Annotated in this window: 22 protein-coding genes; 6 read left to right on the plus strand and 16 right to left on the minus strand. The window is 50.7% G+C overall.

The features are described from left to right. Positions 1-30: 30 nt before the first annotated feature. The 4 genes from SIB68_RS08705 to SIB68_RS08720 all read right to left on the minus strand — a co-directional run bounded on the left by SIB68_RS08705 (position 31) and on the right by SIB68_RS08720 (position 2,727). Positions 31-279 (minus strand): hypothetical protein, encoded by a 249-nt coding sequence (locus SIB68_RS08705; RefSeq protein ID WP_063399931.1) that lies wholly within the window; start codon positions 277-279, stop codon positions 31-33. Positions 280-557: 278 nt separating this feature from the next. Then, positions 558-1,163 (minus strand): hypothetical protein, encoded by a 606-nt coding sequence (locus SIB68_RS08710; RefSeq protein WP_063400036.1) that lies wholly within the window; start codon positions 1,161-1,163, stop codon positions 558-560. A 105-nt stretch (positions 1,164-1,268) separates the two neighbouring features. After that, entirely contained in the window at positions 1,269-2,390 is a 1,122-nt protein-coding gene (gene mraY / locus SIB68_RS08715; protein ID WP_063399933.1) for a phospho-N-acetylmuramoyl-pentapeptide-transferase, read from the minus strand. 61 nt (positions 2,391-2,451) lie between these two features. Continuing rightward, positions 2,452-2,727 carry a DUF3134 domain-containing protein gene (locus tag SIB68_RS08720; RefSeq protein ID WP_041384810.1) on the minus strand — a complete coding sequence of 92 codons (276 nt, stop codon included), beginning with the start codon at positions 2,725-2,727 and terminating at the stop codon, positions 2,452-2,454. An 81-nt stretch (positions 2,728-2,808) separates the two neighbouring features. On the opposite strand from SIB68_RS08720, the gene SIB68_RS08725 reads away from it, so the two are divergent. Further along, positions 2,809-3,039: a hypothetical protein gene (locus SIB68_RS08725; protein ID WP_236068894.1), complete on the plus strand. Its 231-nt coding sequence runs from the start codon at positions 2,809-2,811 to the stop codon at positions 3,037-3,039. Then, a complete protein-coding gene (locus SIB68_RS08730; protein WP_063399935.1) occupies positions 3,039-4,244 on the plus strand; it encodes an argininosuccinate synthase in 1,206 nt (401 codons plus the stop codon). Before SIB68_RS08725 ends, SIB68_RS08730 begins: the two co-directional genes overlap by 1 nt. Before the next feature lie 15 nt (positions 4,245-4,259). Here the strand turns inward: SIB68_RS08730 and SIB68_RS08735 are convergent, their stop codons facing one another. The 4 genes from SIB68_RS08735 to SIB68_RS08750 all read right to left on the minus strand — a co-directional run bounded on the left by SIB68_RS08735 (position 4,260) and on the right by SIB68_RS08750 (position 6,609). Next, positions 4,260-4,712 (minus strand): DUF5320 domain-containing protein, encoded by a 453-nt coding sequence (locus tag SIB68_RS08735; protein ID WP_063399936.1) that lies wholly within the window; start codon positions 4,710-4,712, stop codon positions 4,260-4,262. Between the two features lie 44 nt (positions 4,713-4,756). Continuing rightward, the gene (rpsF, locus tag SIB68_RS08740; RefSeq protein ID WP_011827575.1) at positions 4,757-5,131 is read right to left on the minus strand and encodes a 30S ribosomal protein S6; all 375 of its coding nucleotides are present in this window, start codon (positions 5,129-5,131) and stop codon (positions 4,757-4,759) included. A 77-nt stretch (positions 5,132-5,208) separates the two neighbouring features. Further along, entirely contained in the window at positions 5,209-5,673 is a 465-nt protein-coding gene (locus tag SIB68_RS08745; RefSeq protein WP_063399937.1) for a Tic20 family protein, read from the minus strand. Between the two features lie 24 nt (positions 5,674-5,697). Beyond that, a complete protein-coding gene (locus tag SIB68_RS08750; protein WP_063400037.1) occupies positions 5,698-6,609 on the minus strand; it encodes a shikimate dehydrogenase in 912 nt (303 codons plus the stop codon). Positions 6,610-6,739: 130 nt separating this feature from the next. Between SIB68_RS08750 and dnaK the strand changes: the two genes are divergently transcribed. Further along, positions 6,740-8,644: a molecular chaperone DnaK gene (gene dnaK, locus SIB68_RS08755; protein ID WP_063399938.1), complete on the plus strand. Its 1,905-nt coding sequence runs from the start codon at positions 6,740-6,742 to the stop codon at positions 8,642-8,644. A 1,779-nt stretch (positions 8,645-10,423) separates the two neighbouring features. On the opposite strand, the gene SIB68_RS08760 is transcribed toward dnaK, so the two are convergent. Then, positions 10,424-11,542: an NAD(P)/FAD-dependent oxidoreductase gene (locus SIB68_RS08760; RefSeq protein WP_063399939.1), complete on the minus strand. Its 1,119-nt coding sequence runs from the start codon at positions 11,540-11,542 to the stop codon at positions 10,424-10,426. A 66-nt stretch (positions 11,543-11,608) separates the two neighbouring features. Between SIB68_RS08760 and purU the strand changes: the two genes are divergently transcribed. Next, a complete protein-coding gene (gene purU, locus SIB68_RS08765; protein WP_236068895.1) occupies positions 11,609-12,499 on the plus strand; it encodes a formyltetrahydrofolate deformylase in 891 nt (296 codons plus the stop codon). A gap of 14 nt (positions 12,500-12,513) precedes the next feature. After that, positions 12,514-13,827 carry an O-antigen ligase family protein gene (locus SIB68_RS08770; RefSeq protein WP_063400039.1) on the plus strand — a complete coding sequence of 438 codons (1,314 nt, stop codon included), beginning with the start codon at positions 12,514-12,516 and terminating at the stop codon, positions 13,825-13,827. On the opposite strand, the gene SIB68_RS08775 is transcribed toward SIB68_RS08770, so the two are convergent. The 3 genes from SIB68_RS08775 to acnB form a co-directional block, all read right to left on the minus strand. Continuing rightward, positions 13,766-15,364, minus strand: coding sequence for a B12-binding domain-containing radical SAM protein (locus SIB68_RS08775; protein WP_063399940.1), 1,599 nt, complete (start codon positions 15,362-15,364; stop codon positions 13,766-13,768). The two genes, SIB68_RS08770 and SIB68_RS08775, sit on opposite strands and share 62 nt — an antisense overlap. A gap of 458 nt (positions 15,365-15,822) precedes the next feature. Beyond that, positions 15,823-17,181 carry a ClC family H(+)/Cl(-) exchange transporter gene (locus SIB68_RS08780; protein ID WP_063399941.1) on the minus strand — a complete coding sequence of 453 codons (1,359 nt, stop codon included), beginning with the start codon at positions 17,179-17,181 and terminating at the stop codon, positions 15,823-15,825. Next, positions 17,165-19,789 carry a bifunctional aconitate hydratase 2/2-methylisocitrate dehydratase gene (gene acnB / locus SIB68_RS08785; protein ID WP_063399942.1) on the minus strand — a complete coding sequence of 875 codons (2,625 nt, stop codon included), beginning with the start codon at positions 19,787-19,789 and terminating at the stop codon, positions 17,165-17,167. The genes SIB68_RS08780 and acnB overlap by 17 nt, the downstream gene beginning before the upstream one ends. A gap of 146 nt (positions 19,790-19,935) precedes the next feature. Here acnB and SIB68_RS08790 point away from each other — a divergent pair, with 146 nt between their 5' ends. Further along, positions 19,936-21,003, plus strand: a complete 1,068-nt coding sequence (locus tag SIB68_RS08790) for a 3-deoxy-7-phosphoheptulonate synthase (protein WP_063399943.1) — start codon at positions 19,936-19,938, stop codon at positions 21,001-21,003. Between the two features lie 7 nt (positions 21,004-21,010). Here SIB68_RS08790 and SIB68_RS08795 read toward each other — a convergent pair whose 3' ends face one another. The 4 genes from SIB68_RS08795 to SIB68_RS08810 all read right to left on the minus strand — a co-directional run bounded on the left by SIB68_RS08795 (position 21,011) and on the right by SIB68_RS08810 (position 26,404). Continuing rightward, positions 21,011-21,616: a diacylglycerol/polyprenol kinase family protein gene (locus SIB68_RS08795; RefSeq protein ID WP_236068897.1), complete on the minus strand. Its 606-nt coding sequence runs from the start codon at positions 21,614-21,616 to the stop codon at positions 21,011-21,013. A 56-nt stretch (positions 21,617-21,672) separates the two neighbouring features. Next, a complete protein-coding gene (locus tag SIB68_RS08800) occupies positions 21,673-22,707 on the minus strand; it encodes an RpoD/SigA family RNA polymerase sigma factor (protein ID WP_063399945.1) in 1,035 nt (344 codons plus the stop codon). 208 nt (positions 22,708-22,915) lie between these two features. Then, positions 22,916-25,054, minus strand: a complete 2,139-nt coding sequence (ppk1, locus tag SIB68_RS08805) for a polyphosphate kinase 1 (protein ID WP_063399946.1) — start codon at positions 25,052-25,054, stop codon at positions 22,916-22,918. A 42-nt stretch (positions 25,055-25,096) separates the two neighbouring features. Then, the gene (locus SIB68_RS08810) at positions 25,097-26,404 is read right to left on the minus strand and encodes an MFS transporter (RefSeq protein WP_063399947.1); all 1,308 of its coding nucleotides are present in this window, start codon (positions 26,402-26,404) and stop codon (positions 25,097-25,099) included. Positions 26,405-26,423: the final 19 nt, after the last annotated feature.

Below are 26,423 nucleotides of genomic sequence, written 5' to 3' on the forward strand. Positions count from 1 at the left end.
ATTGCCTTAAAAGTGGTATTTGAGATCCCTTTACACTTTGAGATCAGGGATCAGCGTGAGCTGTCGAAAGGCTGGTTCTTCGCTGATGAACCCCCAGGCTTCGAATACACTGGGATCAGGATGAGTGATGCGTTGTTTTTTCATGTTTTGTTCCAGCCGAAAGCCTTCTCGGGCCATGCGTCGCATCAGACTTGCAGCCTCTTCGAAACGGGAAGCCATGGCTTCAAGGCTTGCGCAGTCGCTTGTGAGACCAGCCTCTTTCCAAGTGAAGTAACTCATTTTTTTAATACACCAGATTGATGGTGATGACGACTGGGTGTTTGAAGCTTCGAGGTTCCGCAGACCACATTTGCTATTGGGTTGGTATGGATATTTCTCGTTGGCAGTTGCTCTGTGTTAACAGTTCAACCATTATCGGCGGACTAACCTGCCCGAGGGAGAGAGGCTGTTCTTAATAAGTACGACACAATGGAGAGTTTCTGGCCTTTGCCCCGATTGGCTTTGTTTGCACCAGCAAAAAGCTCACTTTGCTTGATAAGACTTGGAGTTTAGTGATTTCAGGGTTCTGCACCATGAGTTGCCTTCGTGGGTGTGTGCTTGATAAGTCTCAAAGGAAGCAAGGCCAATGTGTACACCAGGAAGGGGATGTAGAACTTTGGGTCTTCACGAGTGTGTTCAACGTAGGTGAGCAGAAAGACGGTCCAAAGCCAGTGGCTGCCAATTAAATGAAGTCTCTTCCAATGTTTCATACCCATCCATTGCTGGGCTCGATCAGTGGAAGTTAAGGCCATCAGGAAAACAAAAATATAACCAAGACCACCGAAAATCCACTGGCCTATTGATTGATCTTCGAGAAAAGGTTCTGGGAAGTTCAAAGAGATCAACACAATCAGGCTGAGGTGAATGAAGTGTGAGGCTGCAAAGCTCAGTCCGATGGAGCGCCTGTTGCGAAGAGTCCAGGTTGTAAAAGGTGTTTTCCAGAGGGAATAGACACTCGATGCGGTAAAGGTAATGGAGAAGAGAAATAGAGAGCTTCTACCGGTGTAATCAATGCCTGCTTTGATCGTTTCGGCACTCCAGCCGCTCAAAACGAAAAAGATGGTAAGCATCAAAAGGATCATGCCAGCGACCCAAGCAGTGATGTTCCAGCCTTGTAGTTTCATGGCCTTCATTTTGTTATTGATGTACTGGAACTGATGGGAGTTGGTGGCAAGAAGTGAGTTTAAAAGTGCATCTTTATTCCTTATAGAAGTAACTCATGCCAGCACTTATGCAGTGGGGCGTAATAGCAGACCCAGTAGCACTAAGCCTCCAGTGCTCAACCAAAATCTTCTCACCACCATTTGCTCGTCGGCACCTCCGATTTCATAGTGGTGGTGAAGCGGGGCCATGCGGAACACGCGTCGTCCAACGCCGTCAGCTCCTTTGGTGGCTTTGAACACCCACACCTGAATAATCACAGAGAGGGATTCAGCCAAGAACACACCACCCATGAGCAATAGCGGCCAGAGGCTGTTGGAGAGGATTGCGACTCCACTCAATGCGGCCCCCATTGCTAGTGAGCCTGTGTCGCCCATGAACACTCGGGCTGGGTTGCGGTTGTGCATCAGAAAACCGAGCCAGGCACCTGCCATTGCCATGCAGAAGCCTGCTAGTACAGGATCGCCATCATTGCCTCTCAGCATCAGTTGCACGGCTAGTCCAGTGAAGACAAGCGCCCCGCAGCCACTTGCTAGTCCATCGAGTCCGTCGGTGAGATTGGTGGCGTTGCTTTCCGCTAGGAACACGAACAGTGCTAGTGGCCAGATCATGAATCCCATCTGGATGGACATGCCAAGGGGCAGGGCGATGCTGGAGTCGATCCAGTGTTGCCAGCCCGCCCAAGCGAGAAAGATCAGGCCGGCTGCGGTTTGAAGTAGAAGTTTTCCCCGAGGGGTAAGACCAGTGTTGGTTCCGCGCGTGAGACTGCGCCAGTCGTCGAAGCCACCGATCACCATGTAAGCCAGGGTGATGCATGACAGAGCTAGCAGTTGCTCGCTGCTTTCGCCATTCACACTGACGAAACTTCCGATGATGAGCCCCACTGGAACAACTAGCAGCCCACCCATGGTTGGTGTGCCAGATTTGCGCTGATGAGTCTGTGGCCCGTCTTCTCGAATCACTTGCCCCATTTTTAGGGCCTTTAACTTTGGGATGCCCCAGCTTGCGACCAGCACTGAAATCAGTGTTGAAATCATCAACGGCAAGCTGAGCAGACTGTTGGCTATGAAGCGGTCCGATGTGAAGCTTGCAGCAAAGATAACGATCCCGAGCAAGCTTGCAGACGTTGTTCCTTTAGTCCACCACCTTTGTGTATCCGTATCAGCCAATGGCTTCGGAGAGTTGCTCACGTCAGGGCTTGATTTGCGGTGCGTAATGAAGTGAGCAGGCTTCTTCGGTTTGAGAAAATGACTATTCTTCCCAGTTTTCTTCTGTTTGCTCGTCGTCGGCTTTGTAATCTTCTTTTTCTCCCATCAAGGCCGAAAGCTCCTCTTCCTCTACTGTGCTGACCTCTGGTGAGGTGGATTCTTCATCGGCGACTAGCCTTCCACTTGTTTCGAGCCAACTCAGCAGATCTGGTTCTTCGCGTAGGGGTAAAACTGGGGCAGGTTCTGTTCTTCTATAGCGCGTAAGAGCAGGGTTGATGCCGTCGAGTGCGCTCAGGTTGATCGTATCGAGGGCGCTCATTTGTGAGGACTTAGACCAATCAGCCAACATAGTTCATTGAGTTCCTTTGATCAGGTGTTTTTTTCTTCCAAGCTGATCTTGATGGTTCTTGCCTGGGGCTTGGCTTTACTACTCAGCCTTGGCTTGCGGTTTTGGGGTCTGTTGCATCCTGAGCCTTTTGTAATTCGGCCTCTCCTGGTGGCGTTGTTGCTCTTTGCTCCTGCGGTTGGCCTTGGTATTTGGGTCATGCGGGAGGGATTTTCTACGGCTGATTCCGAGTCTTTGGTCAACGGGAAGGGAGAATCTTTGAATTGTGATTCGGAGTCCAGTTGATGGGGCGTGCGAAGAAGGTGGTGCTTGCTTATTCCGGTGGTGTTGACACCAGCGTTTGCATCCCATACCTCAAGCATGAATGGGGGGTAGACGAGGTGATCACCTTTGCTGCCGATTTAGGTCAGGGCGATGAGCTTGATCCCATCCGCCTTAAGGCTCTTGATGCTGGTGCTAGTCAGTCTCTGGTGGGAGATTTGATAGAGCCTTTTGTAGAACAGTTTGCTTTGCCGGCGATTCGTGCCAATGCTCTTTATGAAGGTCGTTATCCACTGTCTACGGCTTTAGCTCGCCCCCTAATTGCTCGTCGGTTGGTAGAGGTTGCCAGGGAGGTTGGGGCCGATGCGGTGGCTCATGGCTGTACGGGTAAAGGCAACGATCAGGTGCGTTTTGATTTGGCCATTGCAGCACTAGCACCTGATCTCAAGGTGCTAACTCCCGCTCGGGAATGGAGCATGAGCAGAGAGGAGGCGATCGCCTATGGCGAACGCTTTGGGATTCCTGCCCCCGTGAGTAAGAAATCGCCTTATTCGATTGATCTGAATCTTTTGGGTCGGAGTATTGAAGCGGGTCCTCTTGAAGATCTGATGGTGGCTCCGCCCGAGGAGGTCTTTGCCATGACTTCCTCGATTGACGCTGCACCCTCTCAGGCTCAGGACATTGAGATTAGTTTTGAAGCTGGTAATCCTGTGGCTATTGATGGGGTACGACTTGATTCGGTGGGTTTGATCAAGGAGGCAAATCGTCTTGCTGGACGGCATGGTTTCGGGCGCCTTGACATCATTGAGAATCGGGTGGTTGGCATCAAGAGTCGGGAGATTTATGAAACTCCAGGGTTACTTTTATTGATTCGTGCTCATCAGGAATTGGAGAGTTTGACACTTGCTGCGGATGTGTTGCGCATGAAGCGTCAATTGGAGATGCAATGGGCTGAGCTGGTCTATCAGGGTCTTTGGTTTTCCCCTTTGAAGGATGCTCTGGATGGATTCATGGATCGCACTCAGATTTATGTGAATGGCTTGGTGCGGATTCGTCTCCATAAAGGCAATGCCATGGTGATTGGCCGGAGCTCTGACACCAACAGCTTGTATATATCTGAGATGGCTACCTATGGCAGCGAGGACAACTTTGACCACAGGGCTGCTGAAGGATTTATCTACATCTGGGGACTTCCAAGTCGCCTTTGGGCAGCAGCTCGGCGAGGCTAAGTTGTGACCTTTTGATTAGTTTTCTTGTGGAGATTGTCCTCTGCCACCAAGCCATCTTGTGCGGAGCAGGGAAGGCACTCTTAATGGGTGAGGCTCCTCAATCATGATTGACTCAGTTTGAATAGCAGAGTTTTGAGTATGTGTGATTAGCCGATAGCGCTCTAATAGGGGGATGAGTCGTTGTTGAAATTTTCGTTCGAAAATATCAGGGAGTTCTTTTAGGAGTGCTTCGTATTCCTGGACTTGCTCCTTAAGGTCTTTGATTTGACTTTTAAGCAGCTCTTGTTGGTCATAAGGATTTTCTTTGCAGTTAGATCTGATCTCAGCCTTGATTAGAAGCAACTTGCCTCTTGATTGCCGCCATTGTTGGATGGCATCATGTCTGGTTATTTTTTTATTTTCTTGTTGTGTTTCCTTTTTCTTCCAAATTGGAAGAGGGCTCTGATGGTCCTGATGGGCAGCGCGCATGGCAGAAAGCTAACGCCAAGCAGCTTTTTCATCAATGGTGTTGATCAGGCTTCTACGGCTGCGGCTTCCTGCTGTTCTACTGGCTCAGGCTCACTCCCGGGGACGATTCTGGGAGCGGGTAGAGGACCTTCCTGCTTCACAGTTAGATAGCGAATCACGTCTTCACTGAGACGCATGGCTTTTTCCAGCACGGCCACTTGTTGTCCATTGCCGTTGTGGCTTAGCTGCACATAGATGCCTTCCTTGTGATTTGAGATTGGATAGGCCAGGCGGCGCTTGCCACGCATTTGATTGTCGAGGACCTCTGCCCCAGCTTCAGTCACCATCTCGCGGTACTTGGTGACATGGGTTTCTACTTCCTCTTCCGGGATGTCCGGCCGGAGGATGTACATGGTTTCGTAATAAGGTTGTTGACTCATCAGGTGTTCCGACAGGGACTTAAAGGCTCACGGCAGTGAGCGACGGAGCGACCAGCCTATCTCTTTGTGGTCAGTGTTTAGGAGAGCTGCATGCGAACGGCTTGGCTGATACCTGGCAGGTCTGGTTCACGTCCTCTTAGGCATTCGATGAGGGCGAAAATCACGATGGCAAGCATTGTCACCAGCACAGTGCTGGTTAGCGTGCGCAGCATGAAAGCACCACTAAGAGGTTGTAGAAGGATTTGGAAGGCATAGCCCAGCAGTACGACAACAATGTCTACTAGTAGTGCTTGCAGTGTGTTGAAGCGAAGAAAATAGGGAACTTTAGGGTTCCTTACAACGGCAAGAAATAGCAAGAAAAAGATTAGAAGACTTCCGAACGGGATCCCTTGTTCCAGGATCATTAAGGGTAGGGCTGGAAGTGCAAGCAATTCAAGCAATGGAAATTGCACAAATAAACTTCGCCCAAATGGAATGGTGTCGCTCCAAGGGAGCATGTAAATCAGCACTCCCAGCAACCGTTGCCAGATAGGGATCAGCATGGGGGTCAGATCACTGCTATGACGCTAAACCGTGAGCCAGCTCAGAGCAGCTTTTCTCATCTCTTCGACAGGCACCTGGTTGTTGCCGCTCCAGAGCCTTAGAGAGGCCGCGCCTTGTTGAACAAGCATTTCGAGGCCATCTATGCAATGGCAGCCATGTTCAGTTCCTAAGGTCAGCCAGGCGGTTGGTTTTGGTGTGTAAATCAGGTCATAGAGAGTTGTCTTTGGGCTTAGGTTTTGCCAAATCTTCTTCCCCAGGGGCATTGGCGCTCTAGGAGTTGATGTTTCCGAACGGTTTTGGGACATGCCTACTGGTGTGGTGTTGACCACCAGATCGGCTTTGGTTATTTGTTCAACCAGAGCAGGGTCCTGTTGGAGAATTCCTTGCAAGAGCACTTGGCAATCAGATTCGGGGCTCGCTGGGTTGGGCTTGAGATCATCGAGAAATCTCTTCAGCGCATCAGATCGGCGGCCAACCACCATGATTTGAGCCAATTTTAAATCTTGCAGACCTGCAACGACTGCTCGGGCGCTACCACCGCAACCGAGTACGACTGCACGACGCTCATGCCATTCGCACTTGCTTTCTTGAAGGGGTGCAATAAAACCAGCCACGTCTGTGTTGGTGCCTGTCCAACCGCCATCGGCATGAGGGATCAGAGTGTTGACGGCTTTAAGTCGTTTTGCCAATGGGCTGAGCTCTCGACAGGTTTTGGCCACGTCTTGTTTGTGGGGGATGGTGATGTTCAGGCCAAGGCAGTTGATCGAACGCAGAGCGCAGAGCACATTGGCCAGATCGTTGGTTTCGCAGGGCATGGCCACGTAGCACCAGTCGAGATTCATTGCAGTGAGGGCTGCGTTTTGCATCACCGGTGAGAGGGAATGGTGCACTGGTTGGCCGAGCAGGCCTATTAGGGAGGTTGTGCCGCTAATCATTCCCATTGCTTGATCGGTTCTGTGCCCAGCCTGCCGGGCGAGCTGTTCGGGAACCACACCTCGCCTCTAAGTGGCCTCACTGCCGAGGATGCACCTGTTCAAGACAGAGATCTTTAGGAGGTCGGCACGAATGGGAAAGGTTGTTGGCATTGACCTTGGAACCACGAACAGTTGTGTCGCCGTAATGGAGGGTGGCAAGCCCGTCGTGATTGCTAACGCTGAAGGGTTTAGAACAACTCCCTCCGTGGTCGCTTATACCAAAAATCAGGATCAGTTGGTTGGCCAGATCGCCAAGCGCCAAGCGGTGATGAACACTGATAACACCTTTTATTCAGCGAAGCGCTTCGTTGGTCGTCGGGTTGATGAGGTGAACGAAGAGTCGAAGGAAGTGAGCTATGAGGTTGAGAAGTCTGGTTCTAATGTGAGGTTGAAGTGCCCGGTTCTTGATAAGCAGTTTTCTCCTGAGGAAGTGAGTGCTCAGGTGTTGCGCAAGTTAGCTGAGGACGCTGGTAAGTATCTCGGTGAGAACGTAAACCAGGCCGTGATCACGGTGCCTGCGTATTTTAATGACTCACAGAGACAGGCCACCAAAGACGCCGGCAAGATAGCTGGCTTAGAGGTGCTACGCATCATTAACGAGCCAACCGCGGCTGCGTTGGCATATGGCCTCGATAAGAAGAGTAATGAGCGCATTCTGGTGTTTGACCTGGGTGGTGGAACCTTTGATGTTTCCGTGCTCGAGGTAGGTGATGGTGTTTTTGAGGTTCTATCTACCTCTGGTGACACTCATCTAGGCGGAGATGATTTCGATAAAGTGATTGTTGATCATCTGGCTGCAACTTTTAAGGCCAATGAAGGTATTGATCTGCGTCAGGATAAGCAGGCTCTTCAGCGTCTCACTGAGGCGGCAGAGAAAGCCAAGATCGAGCTTTCCAGTGCTACGCAAAGTGAGATCAACCTGCCATTTATTACTGCTACCTCTGAGGGGCCTAAGCATCTCGATCTAACCCTGACACGTGCCAAATTTGAGGAATTGGCTTCAAAGCTGATTGATCGTTGTCGCGTACCTGTGGAGCAGGCTCTTAAGGATGCCAAGCTCTCTTCTGGTGAACTTGACGAAATCGTGATGGTGGGCGGCTCCAGCCGCATGCCTGCAGTTCAGGAACTTGTAAAGAGGGTTACGGGTAAAGATCCCAATCAGACTGTCAACCCTGATGAGGTTGTTGCAGTAGGAGCTGCCATACAGGGCGGGGTATTGGCTGGTGAAGTTAAGGACATCTTGCTGCTTGACGTCACTCCTCTCTCCTTGGGTGTGGAGACTCTTGGTGGTGTGATGACTAAGATGATTACGCGTAATACGACTGTTCCTACGAAGAAGTCGGAAACGTATTCCACAGCGGTTGATGGACAAACCAATGTGGAGATTCACGTGCTTCAGGGTGAACGTGAGATGGCCTCTGATAATAAGAGCTTGGGAACATTCCGTCTTGATGGAATTCCTCCTGCCCCTCGTGGTGTTCCTCAGATTGAGGTGACCTTTGATATCGATGCTAACGGTATTCTTAGTGTTAATGCCAAGGATAAGGGTAGCGGTAAGGAGCAAAGCATTTCGATTACTGGTGCTTCAACCCTCTCTGAAAATGAAGTTGAGAAGATGGTTAAGGATGCTGAGACCAATGCCTCAGCTGATAAAGAAAAGCGTGAGCGCATTGACATTAAGAACCAGGCTGAGACTCTTGTTTATCAGGCGGAAAAGCAGCTCGGAGAGTTGGCTGACAAGGTTGATGCTGATTCAAAGGCAAAGGTGGAAGATAAGCGTGTCAAGCTTAAGGCTGCCATTGAGAAAGATGACTTTGATGAGATGAAGACACTATTGGAGGAACTGCAGCAGGAGCTTTATACCTTGGGTGCTTCTGTTTATCAGCAGGCGGGTGCTGCCGGCGCTGATGCTGGCGCTGATGCTGGCGCGGCTGGTGCTGGTGATTCCAGTAGTGGTGATGATGTGATTGACGCAGAATTTACTGAGACGAAGTGATGGGATAATTGACTTGTTGATGTTATAAAGCCTCATTTGCACGCTTTCCTATCGTCATCAAGTAGTTCTGGTCAATATTGGCCTTACTTTTGATACATGGTTAGCCTATGTAGCATGAATTCTTTTATCTTTTAGTGGCTAAGAATGGATCAAGAAACGAATGATTGTTTAGGTTTTGTCGATCAGCGATTAAACTTGATTAGGGTTGATTGAAATGAGTGGAGGTCTTATGTAAAGACGCCTACCCTCTGCTTAAAATAGTGACATCTGTTTTAGGTTTTGCTTGACTGGCATTGGTAATTAGTGGCAGCTGCTACATCACCATGGGCTGGCATGACAAAATATTCCCTGGAGAGAGTGAAGGCCTAAAATTTATAAAACAGCTCAAATGATTCCTAGCCTTGAGAAAAAATTATCTAGATTAGGTTATCAACTTTGAGAGATGTTTTTCCCCATGCATGAGTTGACCTGAGAGGCAAGAGTCTCTTGCAGGTTGGTGGTGTGCTGACCAATGATCTTTTGTTTGATTGTCTTGGAGTAGTCAACTCAATCAATATTGAGCCACATTATTACAATAATTGAGCCGATAGATATGCCTATTCTGATCAATATGAATCTGATGATAGTAAGAGGCAGTTTTCTGCAATGCTGAATACATTGTTACTGAGTTAGCGACAGAATCGATCGAATCAATCTTTTTAATGCTTGCTTGTAGCATCTCAATGATTTCTCAATGATTTGACCGTACCACTTGAACCATGCTAATAGCGTTTGAAGTGTTGAGGAACTCTTTATTGATATTCTCCGCCTAGCTAATTAAATTCCTTGTAAAGTGCCCTGGTGTGATCCCGATATATTCTAAATTTCTAGAAAAATTTCTGGGGCTTATCCCTTGCCTAAAAGAATAAACGCAGAAAACTCTACGAAGCATGGATTTCTGTTGAGAAGGAGCGCCTATAGTTTTTTAGTAAATGTTAATCTCAGTAGATTTCCTAATTGTTTGATGTATGATAACTGCAAGCAGATTTTAGCCGAGCTATCATTTCATGACTTGGAACTATACGGTTAAGAGAGTTGCAATCTTTCGATATATTATACTCAGTAAATTGCAGAAATAAGAAGCCCAATCCCTTTGATTGGCAATCTTATGACGATTGGATTTAGGATTCCTTGATTGACGCTACAAGGCTTTTTATGTGTAGGCGTTTGTCCGCTATGTTAAGGGCAAATCAAATCCTTTATGCCCCCCTGTCAGTGATTTTGACGGTTCAATCTGCACTTATTGAAGCAAGGGCTTTCTTGCAATGGCAGCTGCATGGGAAGTTCTAATGAACTTTTCCCATCTGTTGCTGCGGACTCCACTGTCTGCTGGCATTGATCTGTGTTATAGCTTGAAGGATAGAAAATCCTATTTGCCAAAAGGTTATGGAAACCCTTGGAACCATTTTCGCTTGTCTGCTGGCAGTAGTTCCTGTTGGTTTGTTGTTACATTTTTATGCCAGGCACCGAGACAAAGAGATAACTCTCAACTAACGCTTCTTGCTTGATTTCTTCAACATCATGGCGTCTTGCCATCTCGAAAGCATGTGCCTCTTAGGCATTCATTCCCTTTGAAAGCGTTTTTAGGCACTTCTTGATTGTTGATGGGTACTGGCGTCTCGAGGAATTAAGGCAATCCAAGTGTGCGTCTACCAGCTCATCGAGATTTCTTTGACGCAGCAAACTGGTGATCTTCGGACGCCTTGCTGTTGGATGATTGAAAATTGATCAAGAGGCAAGTCAAGATCTTGTTTCGTTAGCGAGTTGCTCTTTTACCCATGCAGCGCTGGCGGGGGCGAGCAAGACGCCATTTCGGTAATGGCCCGTCGCCACGATTAGCCCGGGCTCTAGTTTTTCTAAAAGAGGTGCTGGACGTTCGACAGGTTGAGCGCGCAATCCATGCCATTGGTTTTTCACAGTCGCGCTCTGTAGCCAATCCGGTGCATCTCCTGCGAGGTGTTGCATGGCCTTGAGGTGGCTAGACATTGGTTGAACGCCTGGCTCGAGAGTGGCACCTATCCAGATTTGATTGGTTCCGTGGGGGATCAGGTTGATGCCATGGCTCACGAGTACTGCAGGCCAGCCGCTCCAATTGTGCTGATCTGAGATCAGCTCTAGATCCAGCACTTGTCCAAGCACAGGGGCCATGGGAAGACTGTGGCCTAGAGATTCCAGCAGGGCTTTGCTGCCCAGTGCTGCACAGATCACGACAGCGTTTTGGCTCAAATTTGTTCCTCCGGGAAGTTGAAGGCGCCACTGTTTGTCTTCGACAGATGAATTTCGTTCCAGCGAGATGACTGGCTCTTGGATTTGTTGTACGCCTTGGTCTTGTAGGGCAGCCCGTAGGCATTTTTGTAGGGCGATCGGGTCTAGATAACCGTCTTGATGAGAGATCAGGCCCCCATGTTGTGTGTTTGGCCATGATCGGCCCATGCAGGGATTCGAGTTTGCTGAGATCAGCTCAAGGCCGAGATGCTGCCGTTGTTCTGCGAGTTGCTTCATCAGGGTGGCTTCTGCTTCGCTACTCGCCAGTTGAATCAGAGGAGTGTTGAGCGCGAGCGGATGCTCTTGATTGCTCAGTTCTGCAATCCACTCTGGCCAGAGGGCCATGCTCTGTTGCCGGAGTCGCCAGGCTCGTCCACTGCTGCGTCTGAAAACATGCCCCATGAGTACCCCTAGCGAAGCAGTTGTTCCTGGGAGGGTCCCTGATCTGTTAATAGGTTGACCCAGTATTGGATCAATCAGCATCACTTGGTGGCCATGCTTGGCTAAATACCAGGCGGTGCCAGCGCCAACCACACCGGCGCCAATGATGGCAACGCTGGAAGCAGTCATTCTTGATATTGACGAGCGATGCATCTCACTTTGAGGTGTTCTTTGTGCTGACGTTCGTCAAGACAGAATGAGTGTTTGCAATCAGGTTGCGTGAGTTCCCCTCTTGGTGCTGTATGGAATCCTTACGGTTGCAAGCTTCGTGTGATTCTGCAGCTCATCTGTCCAGATCGGCCTGCTTTGGTGAGTGAGTTGTCGGGATGGGTGGCTGTTAATGGAGGCAATATTCTTCATGCTGATCACCATACGGATATTGGGGCTGGACTGTTTCTGAGCAGGATCGAATTTGGGATTGAGGGCTTCGGATTGCCTCGAGAGGCGATAGCACCGGCTGTGAATGCCCTGGCAGATCGCCTCGGGGGTCAGGCGCAAGTGCATTTTTCTGATGAGATCCCTCGGGTGGCGATCTTCGCGAGCAAGCAGAGTCACTGTCTGTTGGATCTACTTTGGCGCACTCGCAGTGGGGAGTTGCCGATGCAGGTGCCGCTTGTGATTGCAAACCACTCTCAATTGGAGCCTTTATGCAGGGAGTTTGGTGTTTGTTTTGAGTGTGTTCCTATGACGCCTGCCAGCAAGCCTGAGGCGGAACAAACAATGCTGGATTTGTTGGCTGAGCATCGGATTGAGCTGGTTGTGTTGGCCAAGTACATGCAGGTTCTTAGTGGTGTTTTTCTAGAGCGTTTCCCCGCCGTGATTAATATTCACCATTCCTTCCTGCCGGCTTTTAAGGGGGCACAGCCCTATCACAGGGCCTGGGATCGAGGGGTGAAAGTGATTGGTGCTACCGCCCATTACGTCACTGAAGATCTGGATGACGGGCCGATTATTGAGCAGACCATCGAGCATGTAAATCATCGTGATGAGGTGGAAGATTTGATTCGTAAAGGGCGTGATACGGAACGTCTCGCTTTGGCAAGGGCCTTGAGATTGCATCTTTGTCGCCAGGTGATGGTCTATCGCGGTAGAACCGCTGTTTTTGCATGACGGTGTTGGCTTGGATGGCTCGATGTCGCCCTGCTGCTGCGACCTCCATGGGTTGGCTTGTTTTCCAGTGGGGGCTTTTTTTGTTGCCTTCCAGTGCATTGTTGGCAGGCCTGTTGCTGCTTACGGCCCTGGTGCTTGGTAGTTGTCAGCGACAGCAACCGTTTTGGCGTGATCCCTGGAATTGGCCTTTGCTGATTGCCGCACTGTTGATGCTGTTTGGTTGCGTTCAGGCCTATTCGGGTGGACGTGCTTGGGTTGGTCTGGGGAATTGGTTGCCTTTCTTTTGGGCTTTTTGGGGTTTTCAGCCTTATTTAGTGAGTGATGAAGCCCGACGACGTTGTGCCCTTTGGCTTGTCGCTGGCACTTTGCCTGTGGTGATTACCGGTCTCGGGCAGCTCTGGTGGGGATGGCAGGGGCCATGGCAATTGTTCGGTGGCTTAATCGTCTGGTTCATGGCTCCCGGCGGGGAGCCTACTGGCCGTTTATCTGGTCTGTTTGATTACGCAAATATTGCCGGAGCCTGGTTGGCGGTGGTTTGGCCATTCTGTTTGGGAGCTTTGCTTCAGCCTGCCCTTAGTCGTTTTCAACGCAGTGTGGCTTTGGGGGTCGCTATTGCTGTTGTGGCTGCATTGGTTCTCACCGATTCACGTAATGCTTGGGGAGGGTTGATGTTGGCGATTCCCTTTGTTTTTGGGCCCGCTAGGTGGCCCTGGTTGTTGCCGTTGATGGTGTTAGCGCTGTTACCAGTGACCCTTGCAGCATTACCAGGCAGTCCTTCAGGTTTGCAGCAGTGGGCACGCACGTTTGTGCCTGAGGGCATTTGGGCACGTCTTAATGACATGCGCTATATCCAGGATCGTGAGTTGATGTCAACTCGCATGAGCCAGTGGGGAGTGGCGCTAGAGCTCATTGAGACTCGTCCTTGGCTGGGTTGGGGGGCTGCTGCTTTTTCAGTGCTCTATCCGCTGCGGACTGGTCAGTGGCATGGCCATGCCCACAACCTTCCTCTTGAACTTGCTGTGAGCCATGGGATACCCGTGGCTCTGCTAGTGGTGGGGACTGTTTTAGCTCTCTTGATCACAGTCTTGCGACGTGGTGTGTTGACTGGTGGAGTCTTGATAAGCCGAGGTTTGAGTAGCACGGTCTTTGACCGTGCTTGGTGGACGGCAAGTTTGATCCTGGTGGTGATGCACGCTACTGACATGCCTTTCTTTGACAGTCGGCTCAACATTGCCGGCTGGATTCTTTTGGCTGGATTGCGTTGCATCATTCTTCCCCAGCAGGCACTCCCACATGCTCGTTTAGGGCTTGATGATGATGGTGGATGAGTTGCTTTTGGTTGAGGGGCCCTTCTAGATGGGTCCAGGGAAGTGTTCGTGATGGCTCCCATGATTCATGCACCACTTCTTCCCATGCGGGTGGGCGGGGTAGTGGTATGGCTTGTTCAGTTGTTGCATTGAGATCCCCTTCGCGTGCTGCTTTGTAGGCCTTTCTCCAGCTGCCCAGTTTGTTGTGTGAGCCCCGGACAGATGCAATCACAGGGGCGAGGCGTCGGTCACTGCGTGACAGCAGAGCCTGGATCGTGCTCCATCCGAAGCTTTCTGGTCGCACCTCAATGCCTTTTGGTTTCAGTTGTTTGGCTAGTTGTTTGAGTCGTTTCTCCGCTTTACGGTTGATCCCTTGCCATTGAAAGGGAGTATGAGCCTTAGGGACAAAGGTGCTGACTCCCAGAGTGAGGCGTAAGCCTGGGGTTGTTTTTTTGAGGTTCAGTAACAGATTGCTCGTGTCGTCTATATCGGAGTCCTCTTCGGTAGGCAGTCCAACCATGCCGTAGAGCTTCAGGCCACTGAGGCCGCCTTCAAACGCATATTTGGCAGCCGTAAAAATTTCTTCTTGAGCAAGCTTTTTATTGATCATTGCGCGAATGCGCTCGCTGCCGCTTTCGATGGCAATTGTTAGTGATTTGCTGCCGCGGCGGTTCAGGATCCTGGTCAATTCTGAGTTCACTGTGGCGGCCCGTACCGAGCTAACGCTGAGGCGGATGTCGTTGAAGCGATCTTTGTCTAACCATTGCAGTAGCTCACCAAATTGAGGGTGTTGGGTAACAGAGGCGCCTAGTAGTCCAAGTCTCTTAGTGGCGGTGAGTCCTTTCTCAATGGCAGGGATGAGTCCATCGTCTAAGGATGGACTGCGGAAGGGCAGTGTGAGATAGCTGGCAAGACAGAATCGGCAAAGTTCTGGGCAGCTGCGGACCACCTCAACCATATGGATGTTTGGCCAGGCAGCATCTGGCGAGATCACTGTGGAATGAGTGAGGGTGTTGCCGCGCCAGGTTTGCTTCGCGATTGAGGGGGGTAAGTCGGATTCGACGGGCTTTACTGTCAGCAGGGTGTCGTCAGCGTCGTAGATGGGTTCATAGAACCTTGGTACATAGACACCTGGAATCTTTGCCAGAGCTCGCAGGCGATCAGTTCGTGCCAACTGTTTCACTTGTTGGAGCCTATCGATGAAGGCTGGTAAAAGTTCTTCCCCGTCTCCCAACAACACCACATCGAAAAATGGAGCTAGGGGTTCGGGGTTAGCTGTGAGTACAGGACCACCACCAAAAACAATCGGGTTGTTTTCTCCGCGTTGATGACTCCATAGCGGGATGCGTTGTTGCTCAAGTAGATCCAGTAATACCGGACCATCCAGTTCCCAGCTCAGGGAGAGTCCGAACAGGTCGCATGTGCGATGGGGGATGTCCCCTTGATCGGTAAATAACCGCCTTACATCGATGTCTTCACGTTTAGCGAGGGTGGCCCAGATGACTTGATATCCCAGGCTGGTAATCCCAATGCTGTATGTGCTTGGGAACGCCAGCACGGCTCGGAGCGCTCCAGGTTCGGGAACGGCGGGGGTGAATAGGAGTGTTTCCTTGTTCAGGAGGTCAACCTTGGCAACATCAGTTCATCCTGAAGAGGCTATTGGCATCGGGTGCGAAATTATTTGATGTACGTCAATAAATCAATGGTTAAGGAATCAGCGCTTCATCATTGGGTTGATTGACCTTGCTTGATTATATGTTTTGATCTGTCAGCTGTCTTTGGCAAATTTCTTGCTTCACTTTATATTGATGTAATAATAATTTCTATGACTACCTGCCTCTTAGGGATCTAGGTTATTGTGATATTTGATGGCAATATTGACTGACATCCTAGGTTCAGGAGCGGATATTTGCGAGTCTTGTTATGGAGATTATGAGAATTCAAATAATATGGGCTGTCTGCAAATTGTCCAGTTTATTTAGATAAAATAAGTAGCAGATTACTTCTTTCGATTGGTTACTCTTTGTATTCCATTGTGATTTGTCTTTCATAGATTGAGTGTTCATTAAAGAGGCGAGCGACGAGAAAGCTTGATAGGCATGTCACTAGAATTGGTTTGAGGATTAGCAAATCTTTGGTTAGTGCGAAGGCTAAAAACATGGCTGTGATCGGTGTGCGTGAGCAGCTGGCTACGAACGCTCCCATGCCTGCAAAAATGAAGGTACTGGGTGCATGGCCAGTGAGCATTTCTGCCCAGTCTCCACAGGCCAGGCCGATTGCTCCTCCTAGGGTCAGCATCGGAACAAATAAGCCTCCTGGTGCTCCTGAGGCAGCTGCTAGCCCGGTAGTGAAAAACAGCACGACGAAGGTGGTGAGAGCCATCAGAGGACCAGCTTCTCCTCCGCCGACCAGATCTTGGAGGTTGTCCAAATTCCTAAAGCTTTCAGGAAGAGCTGCATAAACCCCTCCGAGTAGACCACCACTGAGCACCATCCTTAAAACGAGTCGATTGCCGAACCAGGTTTTACCTTTGCGTTGCATCGCTAGGACGTAGCGGCAGTAAAACTCCGCCAAGACTCCAGTGACCAAACCAAGGGTGATTAGGTAGCCCAGGTCGATTGGTAGAAAGTGCACTAGGGGTGTGTATTCACGTTCCAGTTGAAAGCCCACGCCTTTGCTAAGACTTCCAGCTGATGGACTTAGTCCTAGAAATCCGAACACATCTGCCCAAGTATCAGCCCAGAAGGTGGTGACAACCACCAGCAGCAAGACTGCAGGTTTTGCAGAATGAAGTAGCTCTTCAATTACATAAACAAAGCCTCCAATTGGCGCACTGAAAATAGCGGCTAGACCTGCCCCACCTCCAGCAGCGACAATGACTCGGCGAAAGGCGATCGGTGCCTTTAACCATTGAGCAAATTTCCAAGCGACAGAGCCTCCCATTTGCACTGCTGGTCCTTCTGGACCAAGTGGAAAACCACTGCCGATGGCGATAACTCCTGCGACTAGCTTGACCATCCCAACCCTCAATCCCATTGGTACGGATCGATGGCGTAAAAACGCCATGATGTGGCTCACCCCTGAACCGCTCGCAGAGGGGGCTAGACGGGAAACAAGCAACCCAGAAACCAAGCCTCCTGTGGCACCAAGGGCTGGTAGAACGATCCATGGCGGAAGAAGTTCAAGAAGCTGGAATCGCCACTTGGCGAGGCTATAGATACCAGCTTTGAAAAGCACTCCTGTGAGGGCAGCTCCAAGGCCCGTAAGCATCAGAGCCAGCACAACCACAAACCAGCGCTGCTCTAAGAGTTTGCGGATGCTGCGACTGGACTGCATCAGATTTTGTTGCCGGTTTAGATCATTCGGCATGGCCATTGGTGGGTGAAAACTCTGCAAGAACTTCTGCTTGTATGTCGTTACTTACCACGCGCCCTTGATCTGCAAAGCCATCAATCTGGTTGAAATTTAGATAGCGATAAAGCTCAGATGAGAGGGGATTAATTTTTTCTGTAGCGATCGAAAGGTATTCTTTTGGTGTAGGGATTCTGCCTAATAATGCACACACTGCTGCCAACTCAGCACTGCCTAAATAGACCTGGGCTCCTTGGCCTAGTCGATTGTTGAAGTTTCGAGTGCTTGTGGAGAAAACGGTTGTGTTGTCTTCCACGCGTGCTTGATTGCCCATACATAATGAACAACCAGGCATTTCCATGCGGCTCCCTGCCGCTTCGAAGATTTTGTAGTAACCCTCTTCTTGAAGCATGGCTTCATCCATTCTTGTTGGTGGGCAAACCCATAGCCGAGCTTTGTTGGTTCCAGACCCTTCAAGAATTTTTGCGGCAGCTCTGTAGTGGCCGATGTTGGTCATACAGGAGCCGATAAAGACTTCCTGCACTGGATTGTTTGCAACCTCACTGAGTAGTTTTACATTGTCGGGATCGTTGGGACAGGCCAGTACGGGTTCTTTAAGTTCGTTGAGATTGATATTGATGATTTCGGCATACTCTGCGTTTTGATCAGCGCTAATCAATTCTGGTTTTGCTAGCCAAGCTTCCATGGCTTTGATACGTCTTGCCAGGGTGCGAGCATCCTGATAACCGCGGGCAATCATGTTTTTTAGCAATGCAATATTGCTGCGAAGGTATTCAGCAATCGTTGATTCAGAGAGTTTGATCGTGCAGCCAGCGCAGGAACGTTCAGCAGTGGCATCGGTTAGTTCAAAGGCTTGTTCCAGCTTCAGATCAGGTAATCCTTCGATTTCCATGATTTTGCCGCTAAAGACATTGAGCTTTTTGGCTTTTTCTACGCTGAGTAGACCTTCTTGAATCGCGATCAAGGGGATGGCATTGACGACGTCACGCAGTGTGATGCCTCTCTGTAGTGAGCCGCTGAAACGAACCAGTACAGATTCCGGCATGTCTAGGGGCATGGCACCGATGGCTGCAGCAAAAGCCACCACGCCAGAACCTCCGGGGAAAGAAATGCCTAAGGGGAAACGAGTGTGGCTATCGCCGCCTGTTCCCACTGTGTCTGGCAGAAGCATGCGGTTCAGCCAGCTGTGGATGATCCCATCGCCTGGATGAAGTGCTACTCCACCACGTTGGGCGAAGAAATCGGGAAGTTCTTTCTGGGTTTGTAGATCTACAGGCTTCGGGTAGGCAGCGGTGTGGCAAAAGCTTTGCATGACCAGATCTGCTGCAAATCCCAGGCAGGCGAGCTCCTTCATTTCGTCCCGAGTCATTGGTCCAGTTGTGTCTTGGCTGCCTACAGTTGTCATCAGCGGCTCGCAACTGGTCCCAGGTCGTATTCCTTCGAGACCACAAGCAAGACCAACGATTTTTTGGGCTTGGGTATACCCCTTGCCCGTTTCAGGAGTGTCTCCTGGGCGGACGAATAGATCGGAGGTTGACAGTCCAAATTGAGAACGCACTTTGTCGGTTAGTGCTCTGCCGATCAGTAGGGAGATACGCCCACCCGCGCGCACTTCGTCGCTGATGGTGATTGGTTTGAGCTTGAAGTGAGCCACGATTTCGCCTGCTTTGTCTTCTCCGAAGGCCCGTTCGATGGTGCCGGCATGTGGACGGATGGTGATCACATCGCCACTTTGCAGCTGACTGACATCACATTCGATTGGTAGGGCGCCGGAGTCTTCCGCTGTGTTGAAGAAAATGGGAGCGATTTTGCCGCCAAGGATGACGCCGCCGGATCGCTTGTTGGGTACGTAAGGGATATCGGCTCCTATGTGCCAAAGCACCGAATTGATTGCTGATTTACGAGAACTGCCCGTACCCACTACATCGCCCACGTAGGCAATGGGATGGCCTTTTGCCTTCAGGCTGATGATCGTGGCAAGGGCCTTGGGATCCCGTGTTTCCAGCATGGCCAGAGCATGCAGGGGGATGTCTGGTCGAGTGGTGGCATGGGTGGCGGGGGATAGATCGTCGGTATTGGTTTCACCTTCAACTTTGAAGACTGTGACTGTGATCTCTTTGGCTAAGACTGGTTTTGAGGTGAACCATTCAGCGGCGGCCCAGCTTTCTACAACTTGCTTTGCGAAGCGATTGGTTTCAGCTAGCTCGATAACGTCATGGACAGCGTCGTAGACGAGCAGGGTGCGACTCAGGCCTGTAGCGGCGCATTCAGCCAGCTCGTGGTCATTGTGTTGAAGCAGCTCAATCAGAGCTGCAACGTTGTACCCCCCAATCATCGTGCCTAGTAGTTTTGTGGCTTCTAAGGGAGTAATGAGTGGGCTCTTGCTGTTTCCCTGGGCGATAGCACTCAGCCAGGTTGCTTTCACGTAGGCAGCTTCATCTACTCCTGGAGGGATGCGTTCACGCAGCAGGTAAAGCAGTTCAGAGTTATCTCCTGCTGGTGGATTCTGTAAAAGTAAGGTGAGTGCTTGGGTTTGCTCGGCAGTGAGGGGCAGGGGGGGGATGCCCTGGGCGTCACGTTCGGCGGCGAGCTGGCGATAAGCACTCAGCATTGGGGTGATTCCTCGGCAGAGGTCATGGCCCTTCTATTGTTATTTGCCGTCGATCCCTTCTGGCAGGAGATCGATATTGAAATGCAATTACCGGATGCTGCCACCTTGCTGGTTTCCTAGCCTGGGTTGTCATGAATTCTGGCGAAATGACCACCACCTCCGACTTGCATGTGGTGGATACGCGGCCGTTGGTGTCGCCCCTCTTGCTTCATCAGGAGCTGCCCCTCGATCTAGTGGCTCTCAAAACCGTTGCAGACACTCGTAAGCGAATCCAAGCAATTCTGCGTGGTGAGGATCCCCGCTTGCTGGTGATTGTTGGTCCCTGCTCGGTTCATGACATTGCCTCTGCAAGGGACTATGCCCGTCAGTTGGAGCCATTGCGACAGCGATATGCCGCCCAGTTGGAGGTGGTTTTGCGGGTCTATTTCGAAAAACCTCGCACCACCGTTGGCTGGAAAGGTCTCATCAATGATCCCCATCTCGATGGTTCCTATGACATCAACACTGGCTTGAGGCGTGCGCGGTCGTTGTTGCTCGACCTTGCCCGCGAGGGTATGCCGACGGCCACTGAATTGCTGGATCCGGTTGTGCCTCAATACATCGCTGATTTGATCAGTTGGACGGCGATTGGAGCCAGAACCACTGAGAGTCAGACCCATCGGGAGATGGCTTCTGGATTGTCAATGCCCGTCGGTTACAAAAACGGTACCGATGGCAGTGCCAAGATTGCGATCCATGCGATGCAGGCAGCATCTAGACCGCATCATTTTCTTGGGATCAATCGCCAGGGTCAGGCTTCGATTGTGCATACCACTGGAAACCCTGATGGCCATCTCGTGTTGCGGGGAGGTAATGGCTGTACCAATTACCATCCCGAAGCGGTGGAAGAGGTTGCAAAAGAATTAGTGAAGGCTGGCTTGGCTGATCGGTTGATGGTGGATTGCAGCCACGACAATTCGAATAAAGATTTTCGGCGACAGTCAGAGGTGCTGCAGGCTGTTGCTACTCAGGTACGCCAAGGATCCACCCATCTCATGGGTGTGATGTTGGAAAGTCATCTTGTCGAGGGCAATCAGAAGTTGCCTGAAGACCTCTCTACTCTTGTCTATGGTCAAAGCATTACGGATGCTTGTATCGATATAGAGACAACGGCAACTCTCCTTGAGGATTTGGCGGCTGCAGTGGCTTCAGTGACGTTGTCACCAATAACTTGATCAGCCTTTAGATCGCTGTCATCCATGACCAGGCGACTGCAACTCCCATCGGCACAGTGAGGTTGTCGATACCCCAGCGACTTAGTTGCTCTAGTCCAACGGCAAGGCTTGTGACGGCGAAGATGCGTAGAGGATGGAAGTTAGCGTCAATGAGCAGGCTTAGAGTGAAAAGAATGATGAGGGTTATCACAGCCATGGTAAGAGTGCCTGCGATTGATTTGCGTTGACCCCATATCAACCAATTGGGTGAGCGTACTTTGCGACCGATGAGGCCAGCTAACCCATCGCCGAAAGCCATCACAAGCACTCCGGAGCAGACCGCTGCAGCATTTTCTGGCCAGAAGAAAATCAGCAACAGGGTGATTGTTAGAGCGTATGCCACTGTGCCGTAGCTGTTGCGATTGACGTCTTCAATAGCTGGTAGTAAGCGCCAGCGGTGGTTGATGAGGATCACAATGGTAATGAGAATTGCCATTGGAATCGCCCAATCCGATGGGATCCCGAGCCACCAGGCCAAAGGGATCACTGGGCCAGTACCGATGTGAACGATCTTGCGACTTAGTTCTCGTTGGTTAGGCCAGCGGACCCTGCAAACCACAGCAGCTGAAAGCACAAAAGCTATCCAGCATGCAATGGCAACCAGAGAGTTGATATACCCCAAGACTTATCTCATGCAGCTTGTTGATGGTTGGTCATCATCCGTAGCTTGAGAATGGCTTTGGCCTCCAACTGTCGTACGCGTTCTCGTGAGACGCTGATTTGCCGCCCGATTTCAGCGAGGGTCAGTGGTTCTTCACCATCTAGACCGAAGCGCAAGCGCAGGATTTTCTGTTCACGTTCATTGAGCTGAGATAGCCAACCTCCTAGGTGTTCCTTTTGGATGCTGCGATCTAGGCCTTCCATTGGTTCGGCCCCATCGGGGTCGGGGATCAGTTCACCTAGGGTGCTGCGATCTTCTTCTCCGCGGGCATGGGCATCGAGGGATGCGCAAGGAGCGCTTTGAGCGATGAGATCCTCAAGGTCTTGGGGTTGAATACCCATGGCATGGGCTAACTCCAATCGATTTGGTTGACGGCCGAAACGATGGGAAAGCTCTCTTGAGATGCGTCGCATCTTGGAGAGTTTTTCGCTGATGTGGATGGGTAGACGGATGGTGCGGGCACTGTTGTCGATGGCCCTGGTCATCCCTTGACGAATCCACCAATAGGCGTAGGTGGAGAACTTATAACCCATGGCTGGATCGAACTTGTCGACAGCACGTTCGAGACCAATGGCTCCTTCTTGGACTAGGTCAAGGAGTTCAAGGCCCTGATTCTGATATTTTTTGGCAACGCTAACCACGAGCCGGAGGTTGGCTGACATCATGCGGTCACGGGCGCGTTTGCCCATGCGAATTTTGTGGCGTTGTCGTGGAGTGTGGTCTTGCTCTGGTAACTCCAGCAATTCCTTCATCGCTTGCACATGGTGGGCCAGCTCAATTTCCTCAGCTGCGGTCAGCAAAGGGACGCGTCCAATGCTGCTCAGGTAGAACCCGATCGCATCAGTACCCAAACGACCACCTTGGCGATTTTGATTACGGGATGCCTGCCCGTTACGGCCAGCTCGATTCGCCGTTTCTGAACGTTGCTTAGATGTAGACGGTAATACAACTTCTGACGAAGGCGTGAGTGAAGCACCCTTCGCAGATTCCAGAGGGATCCCCATCACCCTGGCCTCCTAAATTAGATTTGCGCGGAATGTAGCACTCATAGAGCTTAGAAACTTGGTTGAAGCAAAAAGTTTTTGTTAGCCCATGCGAGTGATCAGTTGATTGGTCGCTTCTAAGTAAAAAAACTGTTTTGCATGCTGATTATTCCTTTTTAGGTAGCAAAGAGCACTTTCTCACAGTTATGGTCTCGTGAGGCATCGAGTTTCACGCTGCAGGGATGCCTTGTTGCCAAAGGTTGATCAGCTGTTGCTGTGCACGATGTTCTTCACTATTGGGATTGGGTTGGCGCTGTAAAAAGCTGCCATCGCTCTGCATATCCCATGCTTCACGGTTGTCGTTTAGGTAGAGGTTCAGCAGTCGCTCTAGGTGTTCCTTTTGCTCTGGTTCTTCAATTGGAGTAATGGCTTCCACGCGTCTATCTAAGTTTCGAGGCATCAAGTCTGCGCTGCCGATATAAACCTCTGGGTTGTTGTCATTGGCAAACCAGAAGATACGGGAGTGTTCCAGGAACCGGCCGATGATGCTGATCACGCTGATGTTTTCGCTGAATCCTTTTCGCCCTGGGTAGAGACAGCACATACCGCGGATGATCAGTTCGATGCGAACTCCACCTTGGGAAGCTTCGTAGAGCAGGCTAATGATGGCTGGATCCACCAGAGCATTCATCTTGGCGCGGATGTGTCCGCCTTTACCTTCGCGGGCGTGTTCGATTTCGCGGAGGATTAGTGATTCCATCCCCTTGCGTAGGGTGACAGGTGCCACCAGCAGTCGACGGAAGCTTTGTTGCTTTGAAAAGCCAGTGAGATAATTGAATAGCTCAACTAGATCTTGGCTGATTTCCGGTCTTGCAGAGAGCAGGCCAAGATCGGTATAGAGACGTGATGTCTTCGAGTTGTAGTTCCCTGTGCCGATGTGCACGTAGCTGCGTAGGCGCTCTTTTTCTTTGCGAACGACCAAGATGGTTTTTGTGTGGGTTTTTAGTCCTAAAACGCCATAGACAACGTGAACGCCAGATCGTTCTAGATGACGGGCCCATTGAATATTGTTGCCTTCATCGAAGCGTGCCTTGAGTTCAACCAGAGCCATGACCTGCTTTCCGTGTTCGGCTGCACGGATCAGGGCCGCAATGATTGGGGAATCCTTAGATGTCCGATAGAGCGTGATCTTGATTCCCATGACTAGGGGATCGTCTGCTGCCTGATTGATGAATTCCTCTACAGAGGTCGCGAACAGTTCGTATGGGTGGTGCAGGAGAATGTCTTTGCGGCGAATCACCGAGAAGATGCTTTTGAATTCTTCTTCTTTGATTGATTCGTCTTCAAGCATTCTGCGCTGGCTGCGGGAGAGAACTTTGGCGGTCAGGCCAATGTGGGGTTGGTCTTTGAGTTGTTCCAGAGGTAAACGCATGAGACCGAATAGATCATCGAGGCCTAATAGTCCCTCGATGCGATAAAGGTCTTTTTCTTCAACAGCCATACCTTCAATCAGCATCTCAACGACTCTCTGGGGCATTTCGTTGGTTACTTCGAGTCTCACCACTTCTCCGCCCATCCGCCGCTTATGCAGGCCTTGTTCCATGGCGCTCATGAGATCGTCGGCTTCTAGGTCCCTGAGTTCAAGGTCGGCATCGCGGGTGACTCGGAAGAAGTAGTGCTCTTCAATCTTCATCCCGGGGAAGAGCAATTTGAGGTTGAAGGCCACCACTTGCTCCAATGGAACTGCTGTGTGAACCGGTTTGGGATTGATGCCACTTAGATCAGGAGGTATCTCTACAAACCGAGGGATCGTTTTTTGTGGAATCTTGACCCGGGCGAATTGTTGTTGGCCTGTTTCCGGATCGAGGATCAGGGTGGCAATGTTGAGGCTGAGATTGCTAACGAAAGGGAAGGGATGGGCTTGATCCACGGCTAGTGGTGTCAGCACCGGGAAAATGGCTGTCTGGAAATAATTGTCAATCCAGAGGCGTTCTTTTGGATTGAGTTGCTCATAGTCGAGTAGGTGAACACCATGCTCGACTAGCTGGCTTTTGAGGTGTTTACGGTAGTGATCTTGTTGTTGCTCGATGAGAGGAACAAGGTGATCTCGGATCGTGAGGAGCTGCTGAAGAGGGGTTAGACCGTCTGCGCTGGTTTTGGTAATGCCGGCTTCCACTTGTGCTTTGAGGGAGGCCACGCGAACCATGAAGAATTCGTCGAGGTTGTTGCTGAAGATGGCACTGAACTTGGCTTGTTCCAGCAGCGGGGTGCGCGTATCCAGTGCCTGAGCAAGGACCCTTTCGTTGAAGGAGATCCAGCTGAGCTCTCGGTTGATGTAGTGCTCCGAAGCTACTGCTGGATTACTCATTGAATGCCAGTTTGTTGATCCACTATCCAGGCAAAGTAGCAATCATGATTGTTTGACTGTTGTGTTACTTGTGCTTGTAGGTGGGCCTCCTGCAACAAGGGCAACAACTCCCGTTAGTACGAGGATGGCCAGCCAGAAAGGACTGCGAGGGCCTATTTGGTCGTAGGCGAATCCTGCAGCCGCTGCCCCAAGGAAGGTCCCTAGACTCTGCAGGCCTTGAAGGCTACCGAGTACTGCCCCTTGGCCTGCGTTGTCGAGGCGTCTGGAGACGAGGGCTCTCAAGCATGGCACGACTAGACCTGTGCCAAGGGCTAGTACCGATACGGCAGTGAATACAACAGAAATCGAATTCTGCTGACTGGCCATGGGCAATAGCAGACAGCCTGCAATGACGAAGCCAACGCCAGCAATGGTGAGCCGCCATTCGCCGAAGGATTTGACCAGTGGACCGATGAGCAGCCCTTGAACCACCATTGCGATCACGCCTACAACTGCAAAGGTCAGGCCCGCTAAACCGACTGTCCATGAAAAGGCTTGCTTCAGGTAAAGCACCAGCACAGCTGTGAAACCGTTGAATGCCATGAAGAACAGGAAGAAGGCGAAACAAAGGCGGCTTACTAATGGATTGGCAAAGATCTGTGCTAGCTGGGTGATCGGGTTGAGTTGTCTTTTGCTTGGTAGGGAATTGCGAGCTGCTGGCGGGTGTGTTTCGGGAAGGATATAGATCACAAGAAGTAGGTTCGCGACTGCGAAGGCTGTGGCGGCTATCCCGGGTAGAGCAATATTGATCTCTGCTAAGCGGCCACCGATATAAGGGCCCAAGATGAACCCGAGGCCAAATGCAACGCCAATCAGGCCGAATGCCTTGGCTCGGCTCTCAGGTGTTGAGATGTCGGCAAGCACTGCTGTGGCGCTACTTGCTGTTCCACCGCTAACGCCATCGATGATTCTTGCTGAGAAGAGAAGGATCAGGGGAACAATGCCGATCCAAGCGGCTGGAAGTATGTTCCAGTCAATCCATACTGTGATAGCGAATAAGCCAAGGCCGACTACTGAGCCAGCAACGCAAGCGGTTAAAATTGGTTTGCGGCCAAAACGATCACTGAGAGCTCCAATTAGGGGAGCCACGACGAATTGAGCCAATGCATAAGTACCTCCAAGTAGCCCCAGGATTGTGCCGCTGTCTGTGAAGCGTCCTGGGAGGTATGGAAGTAATGGCAGTAAGAGGGTTTCTCCTAGGCGATCGTTCAACAGAGTGACAAAGGCACAGAGAAAGATGGGAATCTGTGGTCGGCGCAATTGGGAATGAGTCAGGATGAATGTCACGATCCCATAGAGACTTGACGCCATTGATCTAAATGGCAGGCTC

The organism is Prochlorococcus sp. MIT 1323 (genome assembly GCF_047304905.1).
In the GTDB taxonomy this organism is placed as follows: Bacteria; Cyanobacteriota; Cyanobacteriia; order PCC-6307; family Cyanobiaceae; genus Prochlorococcus; species Prochlorococcus marinus_D.

What these genes read in the sequence shown, in the direction of transcription:
- SIB68_RS08705 (WP_063399931.1), bottom strand. Translation starts at nt 279, where the DNA reads ATGAGTTACTTCACTTGGAAAGAGGCTGGTCTCACAAGCGACTGCGCA.
- SIB68_RS08710 (WP_063400036.1), bottom strand. Translation starts at nt 1,163, where the DNA reads ATGAAACTACAAGGCTGGAACATCACTGCTTGGGTCGCTGGCATGATC.
- SIB68_RS08720 (WP_041384810.1), bottom strand. Translation starts at nt 2,727, where the DNA reads ATGAGCGCCCTCGATACGATCAACCTGAGCGCACTCGACGGCATCAAC.
- SIB68_RS08725 (WP_236068894.1), top strand. Translation starts at nt 2,809, where the DNA reads ATGGTTCTTGCCTGGGGCTTGGCTTTACTACTCAGCCTTGGCTTGCGG.
- SIB68_RS08730 (WP_063399935.1), top strand. Translation starts at nt 3,039, where the DNA reads ATGGGGCGTGCGAAGAAGGTGGTGCTTGCTTATTCCGGTGGTGTTGAC.
- SIB68_RS08735 (WP_063399936.1), bottom strand. Translation starts at nt 4,712, where the DNA reads ATGCGCGCTGCCCATCAGGACCATCAGAGCCCTCTTCCAATTTGGAAG.
- rpsF (WP_011827575.1), bottom strand. Translation starts at nt 5,131, where the DNA reads ATGAGTCAACAACCTTATTACGAAACCATGTACATCCTCCGGCCGGAC.
- SIB68_RS08745 (WP_063399937.1), bottom strand. Translation starts at nt 5,673, where the DNA reads ATGCTGATCCCTATCTGGCAACGGTTGCTGGGAGTGCTGATTTACATG.
- SIB68_RS08750 (WP_063400037.1), bottom strand. Translation starts at nt 6,609, where the DNA reads ATGATTAGCGGCACAACCTCCCTAATAGGCCTGCTCGGCCAACCAGTG.
- dnaK (WP_063399938.1), top strand. Translation starts at nt 6,740, where the DNA reads ATGGGAAAGGTTGTTGGCATTGACCTTGGAACCACGAACAGTTGTGTC.
- SIB68_RS08760 (WP_063399939.1), bottom strand. Translation starts at nt 11,542, where the DNA reads ATGCATCGCTCGTCAATATCAAGAATGACTGCTTCCAGCGTTGCCATC.
- SIB68_RS08770 (WP_063400039.1), top strand. Translation starts at nt 12,514, where the DNA reads ATGGCTCGATGTCGCCCTGCTGCTGCGACCTCCATGGGTTGGCTTGTT.
- SIB68_RS08780 (WP_063399941.1), bottom strand. Translation starts at nt 17,181, where the DNA reads ATGGCCATGCCGAATGATCTAAACCGGCAACAAAATCTGATGCAGTCC.
- acnB (WP_063399942.1), bottom strand. Translation starts at nt 19,789, where the DNA reads ATGCTGAGTGCTTATCGCCAGCTCGCCGCCGAACGTGACGCCCAGGGC.
- SIB68_RS08790 (WP_063399943.1), top strand. Translation starts at nt 19,936, where the DNA reads ATGACCACCACCTCCGACTTGCATGTGGTGGATACGCGGCCGTTGGTG.
- SIB68_RS08800 (WP_063399945.1), bottom strand. Translation starts at nt 22,707, where the DNA reads ATGGGGATCCCTCTGGAATCTGCGAAGGGTGCTTCACTCACGCCTTCG.
- ppk1 (WP_063399946.1), bottom strand. Translation starts at nt 25,054, where the DNA reads ATGAGTAATCCAGCAGTAGCTTCGGAGCACTACATCAACCGAGAGCTC.
- SIB68_RS08810 (WP_063399947.1), bottom strand. Translation starts at nt 26,404, where the DNA reads ATGGCGTCAAGTCTCTATGGGATCGTGACATTCATCCTGACTCATTCC.